This is a genomic window from Bradyrhizobium sp. CSS354, from assembly GCF_029051725.1.
Lineage (GTDB): Bacteria > Pseudomonadota > Alphaproteobacteria > Rhizobiales > Xanthobacteraceae > Bradyrhizobium.
Genome location: NZ_JAACFU010000006.1, coordinates 249,094 through 266,821, shown reverse-complemented (window position 1 = coordinate 266,821; position 17,728 = coordinate 249,094). Strand labels below are relative to the sequence as shown.

Annotated in this window: 14 protein-coding genes and 1 pseudogene; 5 read left to right on the top strand and 10 right to left on the bottom strand. The window is 63.9% G+C overall.

The features are described 5' to 3' along the window. Nucleotides 1–58: 58 nt before the first annotated feature. Together GWG67_RS16925 and GWG67_RS16920 are read right to left on the bottom strand one after the other, a co-directional pair. The gene (locus tag GWG67_RS16925) at nt 59–484 is read right to left on the bottom strand and encodes an HPP family protein (protein ID WP_275170409.1); all 426 of its coding nucleotides are present in this window, start codon (nt 482–484) and stop codon (nt 59–61) included. 28 nt (nt 485–512) lie between these two features. Continuing rightward, nucleotides 513–1,346, bottom strand: coding sequence for a universal stress protein (locus tag GWG67_RS16920; protein WP_275170408.1), 834 nt, complete (start codon nt 1,344–1,346; stop codon nt 513–515). A 203-nt stretch (nt 1,347–1,549) separates the two neighbouring features. On the opposite strand from GWG67_RS16920, the gene fixL reads away from it, so the two are divergent. The 4 genes from fixL (at nt 1,550) to GWG67_RS16900 (ending at nt 4,971) form a co-directional block, all read left to right on the top strand. Next, nucleotides 1,550–3,067, top strand: coding sequence for a sensor protein FixL (fixL, locus tag GWG67_RS16915; RefSeq protein ID WP_275170407.1), 1,518 nt, complete (start codon nt 1,550–1,552; stop codon nt 3,065–3,067). Between the two features lie 3 nt (nt 3,068–3,070). Next, nucleotides 3,071–3,688 carry a response regulator FixJ gene (gene fixJ / locus GWG67_RS16910; protein WP_275170406.1) on the top strand — a complete coding sequence of 206 codons (618 nt, stop codon included), beginning with the start codon at nt 3,071–3,073 and terminating at the stop codon, nt 3,686–3,688. Nucleotides 3,689–3,746: 58 nt separating this feature from the next. After that, nucleotides 3,747–4,169 carry a response regulator gene (locus GWG67_RS16905; protein WP_275170405.1) on the top strand — a complete coding sequence of 141 codons (423 nt, stop codon included), beginning with the start codon at nt 3,747–3,749 and terminating at the stop codon, nt 4,167–4,169. Between the two features lie 103 nt (nt 4,170–4,272). After that, complete coding sequence (locus GWG67_RS16900; RefSeq protein WP_275170404.1) at nt 4,273–4,971, top strand: helix-turn-helix domain-containing protein; 699 nt, start codon at nt 4,273–4,275, stop codon at nt 4,969–4,971. A 34-nt stretch (nt 4,972–5,005) separates the two neighbouring features. On the opposite strand, the gene GWG67_RS16895 is transcribed toward GWG67_RS16900, so the two are convergent. Genes GWG67_RS16895 through GWG67_RS16880 form a run of 4 tightly spaced genes read right to left on the bottom strand, consistent with a single transcriptional unit; the run spans nt 5,006 to nt 10,911 of the window. Beyond that, nucleotides 5,006–6,319 (bottom strand): MFS transporter, encoded by a 1,314-nt coding sequence (locus GWG67_RS16895; protein ID WP_275170403.1) that lies wholly within the window; start codon nt 6,317–6,319, stop codon nt 5,006–5,008. 23 nt (nt 6,320–6,342) lie between these two features. After that, nucleotides 6,343–6,864 (bottom strand): PRC-barrel domain-containing protein, encoded by a 522-nt coding sequence (locus GWG67_RS16890; RefSeq protein ID WP_275170402.1) that lies wholly within the window; start codon nt 6,862–6,864, stop codon nt 6,343–6,345. 22 nt (nt 6,865–6,886) lie between these two features. Continuing rightward, entirely contained in the window at nt 6,887–9,091 is a 2,205-nt protein-coding gene (locus GWG67_RS16885) for an amylo-alpha-1,6-glucosidase (RefSeq protein WP_275170401.1), read from the bottom strand. Nucleotides 9,092–9,147: 56 nt separating this feature from the next. After that, nucleotides 9,148–10,911, bottom strand: coding sequence for an ABC transporter ATP-binding protein (locus tag GWG67_RS16880; protein ID WP_275170400.1), 1,764 nt, complete (start codon nt 10,909–10,911; stop codon nt 9,148–9,150). 277 nt (nt 10,912–11,188) lie between these two features. Here GWG67_RS16880 and GWG67_RS16875 point away from each other — a divergent pair, with 277 nt between their 5' ends. Continuing rightward, nucleotides 11,189–12,259: a glycosyltransferase family 4 protein gene (locus GWG67_RS16875; protein WP_275170399.1), complete on the top strand. Its 1,071-nt coding sequence runs from the start codon at nt 11,189–11,191 to the stop codon at nt 12,257–12,259. 131 nt (nt 12,260–12,390) lie between these two features. On the opposite strand, the gene GWG67_RS16870 is transcribed toward GWG67_RS16875, so the two are convergent. The 4 genes and pseudogenes from GWG67_RS16870 to GWG67_RS16860 all read right to left on the bottom strand — a co-directional run bounded on the left by GWG67_RS16870 (nt 12,391) and on the right by GWG67_RS16860 (nt 17,599). Then, entirely contained in the window at nt 12,391–14,322 is a 1,932-nt protein-coding gene (locus GWG67_RS16870) for an alkyl/aryl-sulfatase (protein WP_275170398.1), read from the bottom strand. A 123-nt stretch (nt 14,323–14,445) separates the two neighbouring features. Beyond that, a complete protein-coding gene (locus GWG67_RS38965) occupies nt 14,446–15,726 on the bottom strand; it encodes a TRAP transporter large permease subunit (RefSeq protein ID WP_342761046.1) in 1,281 nt (426 codons plus the stop codon). 222 nt (nt 15,727–15,948) lie between these two features. Next, nucleotides 15,949–16,422 (bottom strand): annotated as a pseudogene (locus GWG67_RS38960) (TRAP transporter small permease); the annotation flags it as partial. 151 nt (nt 16,423–16,573) lie between these two features. Continuing rightward, nucleotides 16,574–17,599 carry a DctP family TRAP transporter solute-binding subunit gene (locus GWG67_RS16860; protein WP_275170396.1) on the bottom strand — a complete coding sequence of 342 codons (1,026 nt, stop codon included), beginning with the start codon at nt 17,597–17,599 and terminating at the stop codon, nt 16,574–16,576. Between the last annotated feature and the right edge of the window lie 129 nt (nt 17,600–17,728).

Here is a 17,728-nt window from a genome sequence, read left to right as displayed (position 1 = left end):
TCCCGCAAGGGGAGAAGGGAAGAAAAAGAATCTTCCGTAAAATCACGCAGCCGCCTTCTCACTCCCGTGCCGTCGCCTTGAGCGCCGCGATGACGTCCTCGCGAGCGACGATTCCGACCAGCTTCTGCGCGCCATTGAGCACGATGATGCTCCTGATGCGGTGCTCGACCATGATCTGGAGCACGCGCGTCAGCCGCGTGTCGGGGCTGACATAGATAAAGTCGGGCGTCATGACGTCGCCGATTTTACGGCTCATCAGGTCGTGATAGCGCGGCAGCATCTGGCTCGGCGTGAAGGCGAAGCACTTCAGGATGTCGAACTTGGTGACGATGCCGACGACCTGCCCGTCGTCCTCGACGGGATAGGAATTGAAATCGTCGCGTTCGAACATCTCGCTGAGCGCGAGCAGGTCGAGGTCGCGCCTCACCGTCTTGACGTCGTGCGTCATGTGGCCGTCGACGGTCTGTTCAAGGAATCTGTACACGGCGCGTCCTCTTTGATTCGTCTCCAGGTCAGTGCGACAGCAGCACGCAGCGGGCAGATTGAGTGACCAGATATTGGGTGACGCCGCCGAGGATCAGTTCGCGGAAGCGCGAATGGCCGTAGGCACCGGCGACGATCAGGCTGGCGCCGACATCGCCGGCAATTTTCTCCAGTTGCCCGGCGACGGTTTCGTTCCGGGCCGCTTCGGAAACGCGCGCGATCGCGGTCACGCCATGACGGGCAAGCCACGCCGTCACGTCGGTCACGCCAGCGACCGCGGCAGGGCGGTCGTCGTCGCCTTCGGGAATTGCGAGGACGGTGACATCCCTGGCCTTGCGCAGTATCGGCAGCGCATCGGCCAGCGCCCGCCGGGCTTCCGGCGTATCCTTCCACGCCACCAGGACGCTGCGCAGATCGAGCCAGTTGACCCCGTCAGGCACGACCAGGATCGGCCGGCCGGCTTGCATCACCAGATCCTTTGGGCTCGCGAGCGCGAAGGCGTCGGAAAAGGCCGGGCTCTGCCCGCCGGTGACGACGATGTCGGCGCAACGCGCCTGGGCGAACGTAAAGCGCGCCGGGAAATCCATGGCGCTGCGCCATTCCACATGCCCGCCGCGATTCCTGATCGCGGCGCGGAATTGCGCCTCGAGCTCGCCCAGACGTCGCTTGACCGAGGCTTCTCCCTCATCGATCAATCCCTGCGCTGCGGCGCCATCGCTGAAATAGAGCGGCGGGGCGAACTGCGCCGCAGCAACGCCGATGATGGACGCTTCAAATCGTTCGGCAAGCTCGCCCGCGACCTGAAGACGCGCCTTGTTGGGCTGATCGAGCGCCAGGCTGACCATCACGGTCGCGTATGTCATCGGGATTCTCCGGGCAATGAGCTGCTATCCGATCGTAAGCCCGCCGCCGCCTGGCAGGATGAGATAGATCAAACCTTGGACCACCGCGCCGGAGGGGAATCTGCCAATGGTATAAGACATCGGAACTTGCCTCCGGCCCCTCCTTGGGTACATTGCCGACGGTAACGCTGTGCGGTTCCCCGCATCAGAATGGGAGTGATCGTTTGGCGCCGACCCGTGTGATTCATCCGCAAGATGACGGCCGGGGCGAACATTTCCGCGTTCGAATCGAAGGATTTGGCGTCGGGACCTGGGATCTCGATCTCAACACACTGGAATTGGAGTGGTCGGAGACGGCCAGAATCCTGTTCGGGATCGAACCTGACCAAACGGTGAGTTACACGCTGTTCCTGTCCCGACTGGAGCCGAACGACCGCGGGCGGATCGAGAGTGCGATCCGACACGTCTCCGAACGGGGCGGCAGCTTCGACGTGTCGTTCAAGGTCGCGAGCGCGTCGGGCAGAGCGCAGTGGATCCGCGCCCGCGCGGGCCTGATTCGGGACGAAGCCGGCGCCGCCCGACATCTCAGCGGCATCTTTCTCGATGTCGACGAGGAGAAGCAGGTCGAGGAGGCCCTTCGCACCCGCGAGAATCACCTCCGCTCGATCCTGCAGACAATTCCCGACGCCATGATCGTCATCGACGGCCACGGCATCATCCAGCTGTTCAGCTCGGCGGCCGAGCGCCTGTTCGGCTGGGCCGAGCCGGAGGTGATCGGCCAGAACGTGCGCATCCTGATGCCGGAGCCCGACAGCTCCCGTCACGACGGCTACATCGCGCGCTACCGCACCACCAGCGACCCGCACATCATCGGCATCGGCCGCATCGTGACCGGAAAGCGTCGCGACAGCACGACCTTCCCGATGCACCTGTCGATCGGCGAGATGCAGTCGGGCGGCGAGCCCTATTTCACCGGTTTCGTCCGCGATCTTACCGAGCATCAGAAAACCCAGGCGCGGCTCCAGGAGCTGCAGTCCGAGCTCGTCCACGTCTCGCGGTTGAGCGCGATGGGCGAAATGGCGTCCGCGCTCGCTCACGAACTCAACCAGCCGCTGGCAGCGATCAGCAACTACATGAAGGGGTCGCGGCGGCTGCTCGCCGGAAGCCAGGATCCGAATACGCCGAAGATCGAGAGCGCGCTGGACCGCGCCGCCGAGCAGGCGCTGCGCGCCGGCCAGATCATCCGCCGCTTGCGCGACTTTGTCTCCCGCGGCGAATCCGAGAAAAGGGTCGAGAGCCTGTCCAAGCTGATCGAGGAGGCTGGCGCGCTCGGGCTCGCCGGCGCGCGCGAGCAGAACGTACAGCTCCGTTTCGGCCTCAATCCAAATGCCGATCTCGTGCTCGCCGACCGGGTGCAAATCCAGCAGGTGCTGGTCAACCTCTTCCGCAACGCGCTGGAAGCGATGGCGCAGTCGCCACGGCGCGAGCTCGTCGTCACCAACACCCGCGTCGCCGACGACATGATCGAGATCGAGGTCTCCGATACCGGCTCCGGCTTCCAGGACGACGTCATGCCAAACCTGTTTCAGACTTTTTTCACCACCAAGGACACCGGCATGGGGGTGGGACTGTCCATCAGCCGCTCGATCGTCGAGGCTCACGGCGGCCGGATGTGGGCCGAGAGCAACGCATCGGGTGGGGCGACATTCCGCTTCACGTTGCCGGCAGCCGACGAGAACTGATCCATGACGACCAAGGGAATCATCTACGTCATTGACGACGACGAGGCGATGCGGGATTCGCTGAATTTCCTGCTGGATTCAGCCGGCTTCGGCGTCACACTGTTCGACAACGCGCAGAGTTTTCTCGACGCCCTGCCCGGCCTCGCCTTCGGCTGCGTCGTCTCCGATGTGCGGATGCCCGGCATCGATGGGATCGAGCTTCTCAAGCGCCTGAAGGCGCAGCGCAGCCGGTTTCCAATCCTGATCATGACCGGCCATGGCGACGTGCCGCTCGCGGTCGAGGCGATGAAACTCGGTGCCATGGATTTCCTGGAAAAGCCGTTCGAAGATGACCGCCTCATCGCCATGATCGAATCCGCGATCCGCGAGGGCGAGCCGGCGGCCAGGAACGAGGCCATGGCCCAGGACGTCGCCGCTCGCGTCGCTTCCCTGAGCCCCAGGGAACGCCAGGTCATGGAAGGGCTGATCGCGGGCCTATCCAACAAGCTGATCGCCCGCGAGTACGACATCAGCCCGCGCACCATCGAGGTCTACCGGGCCAATGTGATGACCAAGATGCAGGCCAACAGCCTGTCGGAACTGGTGCGGCTGGCCATGCGGGCCGGAATGCTCAACGATTGAAGTCACCAGGATTGAGGCAAGTCAAAACCGGTCGCTCGCCCTGTGCTACCAGATCGGAATGATTGCGATCAGCTCCCATCCTGAGCGGCTCCCGATGTCGTCACCCGCAAAGCCAAGCATCTATGTGGTCGACGACGATGCCGCTGTGCTCGGCTCGCTGAGGTTTTTGCTGGAAACCGACGGTTTTGCCGTGCGGACCTTCAGGAACGCCACGGCGCTGCTCAATGCGGCGAGCCCGTCCGGTGCAGACTGTTACGTGATCGACTACAAAATGCCCGACATCAACGGCATCGAGCTGGCCGGGCGACTGCGCCAGTCCGAGGGCGATACCCCGGTGATCCTGATCACCGGCTATCCCGACCCGAATATCTCGGCCCGGGCGGCGGCCGCAGGCGTAAATGAAGTGATTCTGAAGCCGCTTCTGGACGAAAACCTGGTCAAGCGCATTCGCCACGCCATCCAGAACCGGGTCCATAGCTGACCTACGGGATTCTACGTAAGGCAACCTCCTTAAGATATCTCGCGAAATTTTCGAGGCACCCGATACCGCGTACCAAAGCGTCATCACAACGGAGATGGCGCAGATGCTGACCCAGACCTTCAACACCCCGGCGATTACCACCCAGATCGGTGGCAAGATCGCACCCGCCCATCCCGTCTCAGACCAGTTCGGCGCGATTGCCGGCCATGTCGGCCTCGTTGCCACTGAGTTCTCCTACCGCAAGGAAGAGGAGATCTATGGTGAGGACGAGCCGGCCGAGTATGTCTATCAGGTCGTCACCGGCGCGGTGCGCAGCTACAAGCTTCTCTCCGACGGCCGCCGCCAGATCGGCTCCTTCCACCTTCCCGGCGACGTATTCGGCCTCGAATCCGGCACCACCCACCGCCTTGCTGCTGAAGCTATCATCGACACCACGGTGCGCCTCGTGAAGCGCGCGAGCCTCGAGAAGGCCGCAGCCACCGACGTCCAGGTCGCCCGCAAGCTCTGGGCCATGACCGCTGGCGAGCTTCGCCACGCCGAAGACCACATGCTGCTGCTGGGCCGCAAGACCGCGATGGAGCGCGTCGCAACCTTCCTGCTCGAAATGGACCGCCGCCTCGCGGTTGCCGGCATGATGGCGCTGCCGATGTGCCGCCGCGACATCGGCGACTATCTCGGTCTCACGCTCGAGACCGTCTCGCGCGCGCTGTCGCAGCTTCATGCCCAGGGCATTCTCGGCTTCTCGGGCGCCCGCCAGATCGTGCTGCGCAACCGGGCACGCCTGCACAATCTCGACGCCTGATCTCCCCTCTTCCACCCGCTCATGGCCGGCTGAATTAGCCGGCCATTTCTTTTGCTGCGATCATGCCCTTGCGCCGCGTCTCCGGCATCACAAGCAGAATAAGCAGAAGTCCCGTCGCGGCGACGCCAGATAGCCCCATGAACGCCGTGGCATTGCCGAACTTGTCGCTGACATAGCCGCCAAGCGCGGTGCTCAGCGACGCGCCGATGCCCATCGCCGTGCCGACGATGCCCTGCGCGAGGTTGAAATGGCCGCTGCCGAAGGCGACGTCGGCCACGATCAGCGGGATCATCACCGCGAACACCGCCGCGGTGAGACCGTCGAACACCTGCACCAGCACCAGCAGATACGGATCGCGCACGGTCGCGAACAGCAGACCGCGAATCGTCAGCGCCGCGAATCCGATCAGCAGCAGCGGCCTGCGGCCCCACGCTTGCGCCTTGCGCCCGACGCTCGGCGACAGCAGCGCCACGATCGCCTGCGGCACGACGATGCAAAAAGCGACGAGCACCGTCGCCCACTCGCTCGATCGCGCCGTCACCGCGCTTGCCATCAGCGGCATCATCGAGGCGTTCGCGAGCTGCAACAAGAGCACGCTGAGCGCAAAGACAATGAGCGGCCGCTGCCGGATCAGATGCCAGATATTGGTGTCGCCGCGTTCCTTCGCCTCGCGCGGCATCTCGCCGTGACAGCGGGCGATGTCGACCTCATGCTCCCGGATGCGAGAGAGTGCGATCAAAGTCGGAATCGCGAGCAGAAAGGTGACCAGGAATACCGAGCGGCTCGACAGCAGATAGCCGGCCGTTCCCATCACCGCAGCCGCAACGCCGTTGCCAAGCGAAGCGAAGCGCGCGTTCCGGCCGAGACGCTCGCCTATCGCGAGCGGGCCGACCAGACCGAGGCTGATCGCCGCGATCGCCGGTCCGAGCACGCAGCTTGCTGCCGCGTGCAAGGTGGCCGCAGCCACCACCACGGGGAAGATCGGCATTGCCGCATAGGCAAGCGCGCAGCAGCCGATGGTGGCGATCGCGAGGCCTGCGACCAGCCGCTCGGATTTCGCGGCATCGATGATGGCGCCGCCCGGCATCTGGCCGATCAGGGCAACGATGCCGCCGATCGACAGCACGAGGCCGATCTCGACCTGGGTCCATTTCTGGGTCGTCAGATAAACTGCGATGAACGGCCCGAATCCGGTCTGCACGTCGGCGAGGAAGAAGATGAACCAGTCGAGGCCGCGCAGGCTCTGGCGCGACGGCGCCGGGATGCCGGCAGGCGACGGCACCGAGAATTTGTCCTGCTCAACGCGGCCCTCGCGATCCGCATGATTCGGCTTTCTCGACAACAGCACCGGCGGCCATTCCTCCCCGCGCCTCACTGAACAGCTTGCAGTGGCTGCAGGCTGCCGGACGCGCCGAGCACCACCATCGGCGTGTCCTCCTTGTATTCCGGCGCGGCTGCGACCTGTGCCTTGGTCAATTCCAGCGTGATGCTGTCCTTCTTGTTGACGATCTTGCCGAACCGCATCGCGTTCCAGTCCACCACGATCTTGCGGCTGCCGACGCCGAGGAAGCCGCCGAAATCGATCACGGCAGCGCGCACGTGCCCACTCCGATCGACGATGACGTCGACGATGCGGCCCATGTCCTCGTTCGCCGCGCTGAGCACGTCACGTCCAAGCACACCGTGCGCGTCGCTCGCGCCGATGATCGTGACCGACGGCGGTGGCGCGGCATTCTTTGGCGTGACGGGGACGGATGACGCCGGCGGCTGCACCGTCGGCGGTGCATTCGCTTCAGTCGCGGGTGCGGGCGCCTGCTCCGCGGCGCGTGACACGGCGAGCGTCATCCCGACGACCATAACGACGCCCAGGGCCAACCATCCGGCGGTACGCATGCACCCTCCTCCTGGCGCGCCGCTAGCGCGCCAGCACGATCGAGACTTGAATCTGGCCACGCGTGCGCAGCACCTCCAGCGCCACGTCGTCGCCATGGCGGCTGACGCGCAGGTCCACGCTGGACTCGCCCAGACGCAGATCGCGCAAGATCACCTCGTGCAGAAACGCCGGCAGATGCGGATTGCGCAGCCGGATCTCACCGCGCGCCACGTCGAACTCAATGCCCAGCGCCGCCTCCAGCAGCGTGAACGCCGTGGCGCTGGCCCAGGCCTGCGGCGCGCAGGCGACCGGATAGAGCGTCGGTCCGCGCCGCTTCTCGCGCCGGAAACCGCAGAACAATTCGGGCAACCGGCGCAGGTCCATGTAGGTCGCGGCGTCGAACAGTCCCTTGAAGACATGCGCGACCGAATGCTTGAGCCCGTAGCGCGCGAGCCCGAGCGCGATCAGCGCATTGTCGTGCGGCCAGATCGACCCGTCATGATAGGACATCGGGTTGTATCGCACCTCGCCGACAGCGACGGTGCGGATGCCCCACCCCGAAAAGAAATGCGGCCGCATCAAATCGGCGGCGACGAGCCGCGCGCGATCCTCGCGGATCATGCCGCTGAACAGGATCTGGCCGGCGTTCGAGGTCCGCACCTTGCACGGCCGCTTCTTGCCGTCGAGCGCAAGCGCATAGGTGCCGAGCTCCTCGCACCAGAACGCGGCCTCGAAACGCTCGGCCAGCGTCTTGGCCTCGGCCTCGAGCTTCCTGGCGAGATCAGGCTTGCCGAGCCGAAGCGCGCAACGCGCGGCGAGCCGCTTGGCGGCAAAGACGTAACCTTGCACCTCGGCGAGCGCGAGATTGCCTTCCGCAAGCTGGCCATCGGCATGGAAGATCGCGTCGTAGGAATCCTTCCAGCCCTGGTTGGCGAGGCCCTTTTCCGTGGCGCGCTGATATTCGACGAAGCCGTCCTTGTCGGGATCACCGGGGCCGTCGATCCAGGCCAACCCCGCTTCGATGGCCGGCCACAGCTCTGTCAAGGTCTTCTCGTCGCCGGTGCGCTCGAAATAGCTTCCTGCCAGCAGGACGAACAAGGCCGTGGAATCGACGCTGCCGTAATATTGCGCGAACGGGACCTCGCGCAGCGCCGCCATCTCGCCGCCGCGCATCTCATGCAGAATCTTGCCGGGCGCGGCATCGGCGAGCGGATCGACCGCTTTGGCCTGGAAATGGGCGAGCCGCCGCAGCACGCCCTTGGCGATCCGCGGATCGACCCACAGCATCTGCAGCGCGGTGATCAGCCCGTCGCGGCCGAACGTCGTCGAGTACCAGGGAATCCCCGCATAGGGATAGCGGCCCTGCGGCGTCTCCGTCATCAGCATGTTGAGGTCGGCCATGGCCTGGCACAGCACCTCGTTGAAGATGTTGTTGGAGGTCTCGATGCTGGCGGCCCCCATCGTCGATCGGCGCATCTCGCGGCGGTGGGCGAGCAGGCTTCTGAAAAAGCGCGCCGGCTTCTCCGCGATCGGCCGATTGCAGGACACGGCCACGAACAGGGATTTCGACTCATGCGGGTCGAGTTCGAGCTGCCAGGTCGCGGCATTCACCGACAACTTCGTCGGGCGCGGATCGAAATGCAGGCTGGTGGAGCGCTCGGCGTCATCGAGACCGCGGTAGTCGAACAGCACGTCGGTCGGTCCCAACAGCCGGCTCGAGCCGATTCCGCGGCGCGGGCGCCGCTCGCCGCGGACTTCGAACAGATCGGCGAAGTCGTTGTCGAACAGCAGTGTCAGCGCGAAGCTGGCCGGGCGGTCGCCGTGGTTTTGCACGCCGATGCGCTGATAGGCGGTGCCGCGCCACAGGAAGATCGTGCGCACGATGTGCAGCAGGTCCTTTTGCAGCACGAGGCTGCCCTGCCGGTAGATGTCCGGATTGGTGAGATCGACGGTCAGGGCCGAATTGTCGTCGCGCAGGTTCGAGCCCAGCAGCAGCGGCTGGAGATCGTCGAGCACGAGCTCGAGCCTGGCAAGATAGCGCGTGTCGTGATGGAACAGGCCATCGGGCCCGCCGGCCGACGCGCCGATGTCGCCATGGCTGTCGAGCACGATAAAGGTGTCGTCGTGCTTGAGCGAACGCCGCGGCCGCGCCGACGGTCCCGTCATCGGAATATAGAAAGGCTGTTCCGCGACCTGGTCCACGGTCCGCGTCACGGAGACGAATTGGGTAACGGCTTCAGCCGACATCAGCAGCTCCCCTGCGCTTGTTTCGACACGCAACCGACTCGAACGCGACTGTTGGTTTACGCGGCGGCTTGGGCGAGCCGGCTCATTTCCTGCGTGACCAGCTCACGATAGGGCCCGTGGCCCTGCATCAGACGCTCGGGCGACCCGTCCTCGATGATCTTACCACCCCTCAACACGACCACGCGATCGAAATTGCGCAGGGTCGCGAGACGATGGGCGATCGCGATGACCGTGCGGCCGCGCATCAGCCGCGACAACGCCTCGCGGATCGCCTCTTCGGATTCGCTGTCGAGCGCGGCGGTCGCCTCGTCCAGCAGCAGGATCGGCGCGTCCTTCAGGAAGGCGCGCGCGATCGCGATGCGCTGGCGCTGACCGCCGGACATCTTGACGCCGCGGTCGCCGACCATGGTGTCGAGACCACCAGGCAGGCTTTCGACGAAATCGCAGCGCGCCGCAATCGCCGCACGCAGCACCTCGTCGTCGGTCGCGTTCGGGCGACCATAGCGGATGTTTTCGCGAATCGAGCGGTGGAACAGCGAGATGTCCTGCGGCACGACAGAGATCGCCTCGCGCAGGCTCAGCTGCGTCACCTTGGAAATGTCCTGACCGTCGATGGTGATGCTGCCCTCGTCGGTATCGTAGAAGCGCTGCAGCAGCGTGAACAGCGTCGACTTGCCGCCGCCGGACTGGCCGACCAAGCCGACTCGCTGGCCGGGTTGCAGGCGCAGGCTGAAGCGCTCGAAGATCTTCGCAGCCCCGGGATAGCCGAAAGTGACATTGTTGAACGCGATCGCGGCGCCGCTCTTCACCAGTGGCTCGGCCTCGGGGTGGTCGCGCAATTCATGCGGCACCAGCAGCGTGGCGATCGCCTCGGTCAGCCGCGCAACGTGCTGGGTGACGTCGACCAGCGCCACCGCGAGATCGCGCGTCGCGTTCAGAATGGAGAGACCGAGGGTGCAGACCAGCACGACGTCACCCGTGGTCGCCCTGCCATCCTGCCAGAGCATGATCGCCCAGGCCATCAGGGCGATCGTGAGCACGACAGTGACGCCGGCATGAATAAGCCGCAGCTTCTCCAGATAGCGCAGGCTGCGGCCGCGCGCGGTGAGCTCCCGGTTCACGGTCGCGTCGAACCGCTCATGCTCGTGCCCGATGCCGCAGAAGGCGCGCACCAGCGGCATGTTGCTGATGACGTCGATCATCTCGCCGTCGACGACGGCGGCCTTGTCGGCGAAGTCGTCATGCAGCGGCTTTCCCGCGGCGGCGAGGCGGAACATCGCAAGCACCATACCGCCGGCAATCACCATGAGGCCGAGTGCCATGTAAGGGCTGACGGTTCCAATCAGCGCGATTGCCGCAACGGTTGCGATGCACGGCGGCAACACATTCCACACAAACATGTTTTCGACCGTGAACACCGCATTCGACGTCGCCGTGATGCGGCTCGTCAGCATGCCGGGCATGCGATCGGAGAAGTAGCTCGGCGCGTGGCCGGTCAGATGACGAAATATGTCACGGCGTAAATCACCCGTGACACGGACGAAGGTGAAGCTGGCCGTCCAGCTCGCGATCCGCCAAAGGAAATTGTCGGCGGCGATCAGCGTCATGAGGAAAATGAATGCCAGCCATACGTTCCCACCATGCGAAGCGCCGGCAGACAAGCTGTCGACGAGGGACTTGACGCCATACTGCGTGCCTACGGAGCAGGCAACTGCCGCCACCACAGCGGTCAGGATCACGAGATGCGACGCAAGGCGACGCCGAAGATAGCGCAAAACAAAGGCAAACGGCCGGTGCGCGTATCCAGAAAGATGATCCATGTGACTATCGACCCCGTCGTGATGATTCAAACTTTTGTTGTTAGCCGACTGAACATCGGCCACTTGCCTCGGTTCCCGGGCACACTCATCACGACATGCGGATGCGGGCGTTCTGCGAAGATGTGATGGCAGCATCGCGACGAGCATCCGACGTGTCGAATAAGTAACGTTCTGAAGAAGGAACTTCGCAAGTGCGGGAACGTTCCCTTGACTGGCGTGCCGGTGCTGAACAGGCGGGGGCTTTCTACAATCATGATCGCACAGAGGAGATGGTGAGATGCGCATCGCGCAGGTAGCTCCGTTGACGGAGGCTGTTCCACCCAAGCTGTATGGCGGCACCGAGCGGGTGGTGCATTGGTTGACGGAAGAGCTGGTGGCCCTTGGGCACGATGTGACGCTGTTCGCGAGCGGCGACTCGCAAACCTCGGCAAAGCTGGATGCGCTGTGGCCGCGGGCACTCCGTCTCGACGGTTCCGTGCGCGATCCCAATGCGCTGCATATGGTGATGCTGGAGCGGGTGCGGCAGAAATGTGACGACGAGGAGTTCGACTTCCTCCACTTCCACCTCGATTATTATCCGTGGTCGCTGTTCTACCGGCAGCCGACACCGTTCCTGACCACGCTGCACGGCCGGCTCGACCTGCCGGAGCATCAACCGGTCTTCAACACCTTCTCGAAGGTCCCCGTCATCTCGATCTCGAACGCGCAGCGCCGGCCGGTGCCGCAGGCAAACTGGGTGAGGACGATTCACCACGGCCTGCCGGAGAACCTGCTGACGCCGAAGCCGGCGAAACAGGAATATCTCGCCGTGCTCGGCCGCATCGCGCCGGAAAAGGGCGTCGACCGCGCCATCAAGATCGCGACGCATTGCGGCATTCCGCTCAAGATCGCCGCCAAGGTCGATCGGGCCGACCAGGATTACTATGACGAGCTGATCCGGCCGATGATCGAGAACAATCCGCTGGTGGAATTCATCGGCGAGATCAGCGATCACGAGAAGTCGGACTTCCTGAGCGGCGCACTTGGCCTCTTGTTGCCGATCGACTGGCCCGAGCCGTTTGGCCTGGTGATGATCGAAGCCATGGCCTGCGGCACGCCGGTCATCGCCTTCAACCGCGGCTCGGTGCCCGAGATCATCGACGATGGCCTCACTGGCTTCGTCGTCGAGGACGTCCTCAGCGCGGCCGGCGTCGTCGGTCGCCTGCCGCAACTCGACCGCTCCCTCATCCGCAAGCAGTTCGAGACGCGCTTCACGGCGCGGCGCATGGCGCTGGATTATCTCGCGGCCTATCGCAGCCTCGGCGAGGAACAGGCGCCGCGGATCAAGCTGGTGAGCAGCGCGGAGTAGCCACTGTCATGCCCCGCGCAGGCGGGCATCCAGTACGCCGCGGCAGCAGTTTGCTGACGCAACTCCCGCCGCGGCGTACTGGATCGTCCGGTCAAGCCGGACGATGACCGTGAGAGGGCGGTGGCGGCTATCTATCTCACCACCGCCCGCTTCGGCTCGACGATCTCGAACATGCGCGGGAATTCGTCCATCAGGCCCATCAGCTCGGCGAGGCGCATCGGGTTGCCGGCGAACTTGACCTTGCCGGCAGCCACTGCCTCCGGGAAGCTGGTCAGTTTTGCGATCACCTCATCGAGCGTCGACCGCGCGAGCGTGAAGCTGGCATCTGCATTGTCCGCCTGCATGACCGCTGTGTAGGTGAGCGCGCAGTTCTCCAGATTGAGCACGAAGGTCTCGCCGGTGTCGGAAAAGCTCCAGTTCAGCACGATGTGCTTTCCTTCCGCCTTCGGTCCATTGAGGCGGATGCCGAGCACGTCCCAGAGCTGTGAGGTGCGCAACGCCGCCAGCGTCTCGCGCGGCATCGGCGGGCGTGCCGGCACCTTCGGCATGCCCTGGCGCAATTCCTGCGCGCCGAACAGATAGGCATTGCGCCAGGTCGCGCTTTCAGCGGCGTAGCCGAGCTGCTCCAGCGTATCCGCCAGCAACGCACGCGCCGCCTGATTGTCCGGCTCGGCAAAGACGAGATGGCCGAGCGCCTGCGCCACGAAGCGGAATTCGCCCTTTTCGAAATCGACCCGCGCCCGCGCGAGGATGGCGCCGGCGCCACCCATGTACTCGACATATTTCTTGCCCGACTCCACCGGCGGCAGCGGGTCGAGATTGACCGGATTGGCGTCGTACCAGCCCAGATACTTTTGATAGATCGCCTTCACATTGTGCCGGATGTGGCCGTAATAGCCGCGGCCGTGCCAGGCGCCCTCCAGGCTCCTGGGCAGCTGGATCGTTTCGGCGATCTCGGCCGCGGTGAGGCCATGATTCATCAGGCGGATGGTCTGGTCATGCGCGAATTTATAGAGATCGCGCTGCTGCCGGATCATGGTGCCGATGCGTTCGCGTCCCCACACCGGCCAGTGATGCTGGCCGCACATCGCCTCCGCCTTGCCGTCCCAGAGCTGCAGGGCCTCGCCCAGATATTTCGACCAGGCCAGCGCGTCGCGCACGTCGGCGCCGCGGAACGGTAGCAGATTGTGGAAATTGTGGGTGCAGTTCTCGGCCAGGTTCAACAGCTTGTAACGCGGGATGAAGAAATGCATCTCCGCCGGCGCTTCGCTGTTCGGCGCCATCTGGAATTCGAACTCGACGCCGTCGATCACGCGCCGGTCGCCGGTCGCCATGATCAAATCGGTCGGCCGCAGCAGCGCAACTGATCCTGCCGCCATCGACTTGCCGAGGCCGCAATCGACCTGCCCGCGCGCACCCTTGGCGAGGAGCGGCCCGAACTGGTACTGCGCCCGGCGCAGCATCGCAGGTCCCGCGATGATGTTCTCGGAGACGGCATGCTCCATGAACAAGTTCGGCGCGATGATCGGCACGCGGCCGGTCGCGAGTGCATTCTCCTCCAGCACGCCGCGCGCGCCGCCCCAATGGTCGGTGTGGGTATGGGTGAAGATCACGGCCGCGACCGGTCGCTGGCCGCGATGCTTGTAGTAGAGATCGAGCGCGGCGCGCGCGCCCTCGATCGAGGTCAGGGTGTCGACGACGATGACGCCACTATCGCCTTCGATCAGCGTCATGTTGGCGATGTCGAGCCCACGCACCTGGTAGATTCCGGGCACGACCTCGAACAGGCCGTGCTGCATGTTGAGCCGCGACTGGCGCCACAGGCTCGGATTGACCGTGGCCGGCGCCTGCTCGGCGGCGAGAAAGCCGTAGGGCTCGAGGCTCCAGACCGTCCGCCCTTGCGGATTTGTGATCTCCGCGTTCTCGATGGTGCCGAGAAAGCCGCGCGCGGCGTCGTCGAAATCCCGCGTGTCGGAAAACGGCAACGCTTTCAACATCGCCTTTTGCTGCGCGATGACGGACGGGGTTGCGCCCTTCGGCTCGTTGCTGGACGTGTCCATCATCTCGATCTCCTTCCCGCCTGTCGCGCGGCATCTAACCGCATCTCGCGGCCGATTGCCATGGCGGGAGGAGGCAGCAATGCGTAGCCCCGCGCCCACAGGTGGAGAGAAGCAGCGTGTTCGCAGTTACATCCCCAGCAGCCTCGGCAACCACAGCGACAGGCCCGGCCAATATGTCACGACCACGAGGAATGCCAGCATGGTCAGGAGCCATGGCCACACCGCGACCGTGAGCTCGGTGATGCCCATCTTGGCAATGCCCGAGGCGACGTAGAGATTGAGGCCGACCGGCGGATGGCAGAGCCCGACCTCCATGTTGACCGTCATCAGGATGCCGAAATGGATCGGATCGATGCCGAGCTTGATCGCAACCGGAAACAGGATTGGCGCCATGATCAGGATGATCGAGGACGGCTCCATCACGTTGCCCGCCACCAGCAGCAGGAGATTGACGAGGAGCAAGAATCCAATCCAGCCGAGGCCCTGGTCGATCATCCATTGCGCCAGCGCTTGCGGCACGTTCTCGTAGGTCATCAGGAACGAGAACAAGACTGCGTTGGTGATGATGTAGAGCAGCATCGCCGAAAGATTTGCCGACGACAGCAGCACGCGCGGCACGTCTCGCAGCTTCAGATCCTTGTAGATGAACACTGCGACGATGAAGGCGTACACCGCACTGACGGCAGCGGCTTCGGTCGGTGTGAACAGGCCACTGTAGATGCCGCCGATCACGATCACGATCAGCAGGATACCCCAGATCGACTTGCGGAACGCATCGAAGCGTTCGTAGAAGGTTGCTTTCGGCATCCTCGGATAGTCGTTACGCCAGGCCCGATAGAACGTCGTGGCGCCGAGCAGCATGGCGAGCACGAGCCCCGGCACGATGCCGGCGATGAACAGCTTGCCGACGGAGGTGTTGGTAGAGACGGCAAAAAGCACCATCGGAATCGAGGGTGGAATGAGAATTCCCAGCGAGCCCGAGGTCGTGATTACGCCCGCCCCGAACCTCTTCGGGAATCCCTGCGCGACCATCGCGGGCAGGATCACCGATCCGATCGCCACCACGGTGGCTGGCGACGAGCCGGAAATCGCGGCGAACAGCGCGCAGGCGACCACGCCCGAGAGCGCGAGGCCGCCGTACCAATGCCCGACCAGCGAAGTCGCGAACGCGATCATCCGGCGTGCCACGCCGCCATGGGTCAGGAAGTTGCCGGCAAGGATGAAGAACGGGATCGCCATGATCTCGAAGCTCTCGATGCCGGTGAACAGCTTCAGCGCCACCGATTCCGTTCGCACGTCGGTCAGCGTGAACATGAAGCTGAGCACGGTCAGGCCGAGCGCGATCGAGATCGGCATGCCTGTGAGCATCAACGACAGCAGAAGGCCGAAAACCACGGCGACACGCAGGCCCTGCGGCAGCGTGATCACGTGCGCGGAGTGGGCGAAGCACACGGCCACGATCAGGACCGGCAACAACATCAGGACCCAGCCGAGCGGGCTGCGTTCGTCGCGGATGACCTGACTGCGCGTGACCGGAGCCGGATGGACCGGGTCAACTTCCACGCCCTCGACGCCGGCCACGTCGTGATGCGGCAGCTCGCCGGTGTGATAGAACGACCAGGCAACCTGCAGGAAGCGGAAGCACATCAGCCCAGAGCCGAGCGGGATGGTGAGATACACCAGCCACATCGGCGCTTCGAGATCGTTGGATTGCTGGCCAGTCTGCCACATCTGGCCGACGAACGCGGCCCCGAAATAGCAAACGATCGCGGTGAAAAGGGCGCCGCACATCAGGCCGAACGTGATGACGCGGCGGCGCGATCCGCCGGGGAGGACATTGACCAGGACGTCGACGCCGACATGGATGCCGGTGCGAACCCCGTAGGCCGCACCGAACTTCGCCATCCAGATGAACATGTAGATGCAGAGTTCCTGCGCCCAGGACAGGTCGAGAGCGGCAAGCCAGACGAACGCGGCTCGCGCGGGGACGGACAGGAAGGCCAGGTTGCGCGCCTCTGCCCATTTGGCGATGTCGATAGACAGTCCGGCGCCATATCGGTGCAGCACGGCAACGAAGATGAGCGACGTCGCGGCCGCGATCATCGTCGCGATCAGCCATTCCTCGATATGATTGAGCACACGATTCAATGCACGCAGCAATTTGGTCCCCTCAGCTTGGCTCATCATTCAAGAGCAACGGCCGGGAGTGCGATCACTCCCGACCGTTCATGGTTGTTCTCAAAGCGCGCCGGCGTCAGTTCATCTTGACGTCGAGTTCCTTGGCGACGAGATCGAGCACTTCCTGCCCGACCCGCCCCTTTGCCCATTTGTAGGTCGGCTGCATTGCTTCCTGCCACGCCTTGCGATCGGCGTCAGTCAGATAATGCAGCGTGGTCTTGCCCGTCTTCTTGATCTCGGCCAGCGCATCCTCGTTTTCCTGGTGCGCGATCTGGTTGGTGTAGTCGGTCGCCTCGTTCATCGCCTTCTCGAGCTGGGCGCGGATATCGGGCGGCAGGCCGGACCAGAATTTCGAATTGACGATGACGGCATATTGCAGGTGCGCGTGATAGGACACGGTGATGTCCTTCTGCACCTCGTAAAACTTCTGCGTCAGGTAGTTGGACGCGGTGTTCTCGCAGCCGTCGACCACGCCCGTCTGCAAGGCCTGGTAGACTTCGGAAAACGCCATGATCTGGGGGATCGAGCCCACGATCCGCAGATATTGGTCGGCGACCTTCGATCCGGAGATGCGGAATTTGAGCCCCTGGAAATCGGTCGGCTTCATCAGGGCACGGTTGGCGGAGAGCATGTGGAAGCCGTTGTCCCAATAAGCGAGCCCGGTGATGCCCTTGGTCTCGAGCTTCTCGAACAGCCACTTGCCAATCTTGCCCTTCATCGCGTTGGAATAGGTCTGGTCGTCCTTGAACAGCCAGGGCAGGTCGAGCGCCTCGAATTCCTTGATACCGAGCGGTGCGAACTTGGCGGTCGAGGGCGCGAGCATCTGCACCGAGCCGAGCTGCAGCGCCTCGATCTCCTCCTTGTCCTTGTACAGCGTGGAGTTCGGGTAGATTTCAATCTTGACCTTGCCGTCGGTGTACTTCTCCGCGAGCTCCTTGAACTTCAGCGCGCCCTTGCCCTTGGGAGTGTCGTTGGCGACGACGTGGCTGAATTTGATGACGATGGGGCTCTGGGCCTGGGCCAAGACGGGTGACAAGACAGGAGACAAGGCAGGCGCCACGAAAAGTGCTGCGGCGGCGACCGCAAGAAGCAGCTTGCGCATGAAGGTACCTCCCAACAACCTCTAAAACCGGGTCTTTTTTGTTTTCCGGTTTCAGTAGTGGCAGCAATCCGCGACCCGAACAACTAGACCTAAGCCCAATTTGCCGCAGCCAAGCTATCTTGCGCAACC

Coding starts and splice junctions, on each gene's coding strand:
- GWG67_RS16885 (WP_275170401.1), bottom strand. CDS start 9,091: ATGTCGGCTGAAGCCGTTACCCAATTCGTCTCCGTGACGCGGACCGTG.
- GWG67_RS16860 (WP_275170396.1), bottom strand. CDS start 17,599: ATGCGCAAGCTGCTTCTTGCGGTCGCCGCCGCAGCACTTTTCGTGGCG.
- GWG67_RS16900 (WP_275170404.1), top strand. CDS start 4,273: ATGCTGACCCAGACCTTCAACACCCCGGCGATTACCACCCAGATCGGT.
- GWG67_RS16870 (WP_275170398.1), bottom strand. CDS start 14,322: ATGATGGACACGTCCAGCAACGAGCCGAAGGGCGCAACCCCGTCCGTC.
- GWG67_RS16905 (WP_275170405.1), top strand. CDS start 3,747: ATGATTGCGATCAGCTCCCATCCTGAGCGGCTCCCGATGTCGTCACCC.
- GWG67_RS16880 (WP_275170400.1), bottom strand. CDS start 10,911: ATGGATCATCTTTCTGGATACGCGCACCGGCCGTTTGCCTTTGTTTTG.
- GWG67_RS16875 (WP_275170399.1), top strand. CDS start 11,189: ATGCGCATCGCGCAGGTAGCTCCGTTGACGGAGGCTGTTCCACCCAAG.
- fixJ (WP_275170406.1), top strand. CDS start 3,071: ATGACGACCAAGGGAATCATCTACGTCATTGACGACGACGAGGCGATG.
- GWG67_RS16920 (WP_275170408.1), bottom strand. CDS start 1,346: ATGACATACGCGACCGTGATGGTCAGCCTGGCGCTCGATCAGCCCAAC.
- GWG67_RS16890 (WP_275170402.1), bottom strand. CDS start 6,864: ATGCGTACCGCCGGATGGTTGGCCCTGGGCGTCGTTATGGTCGTCGGG.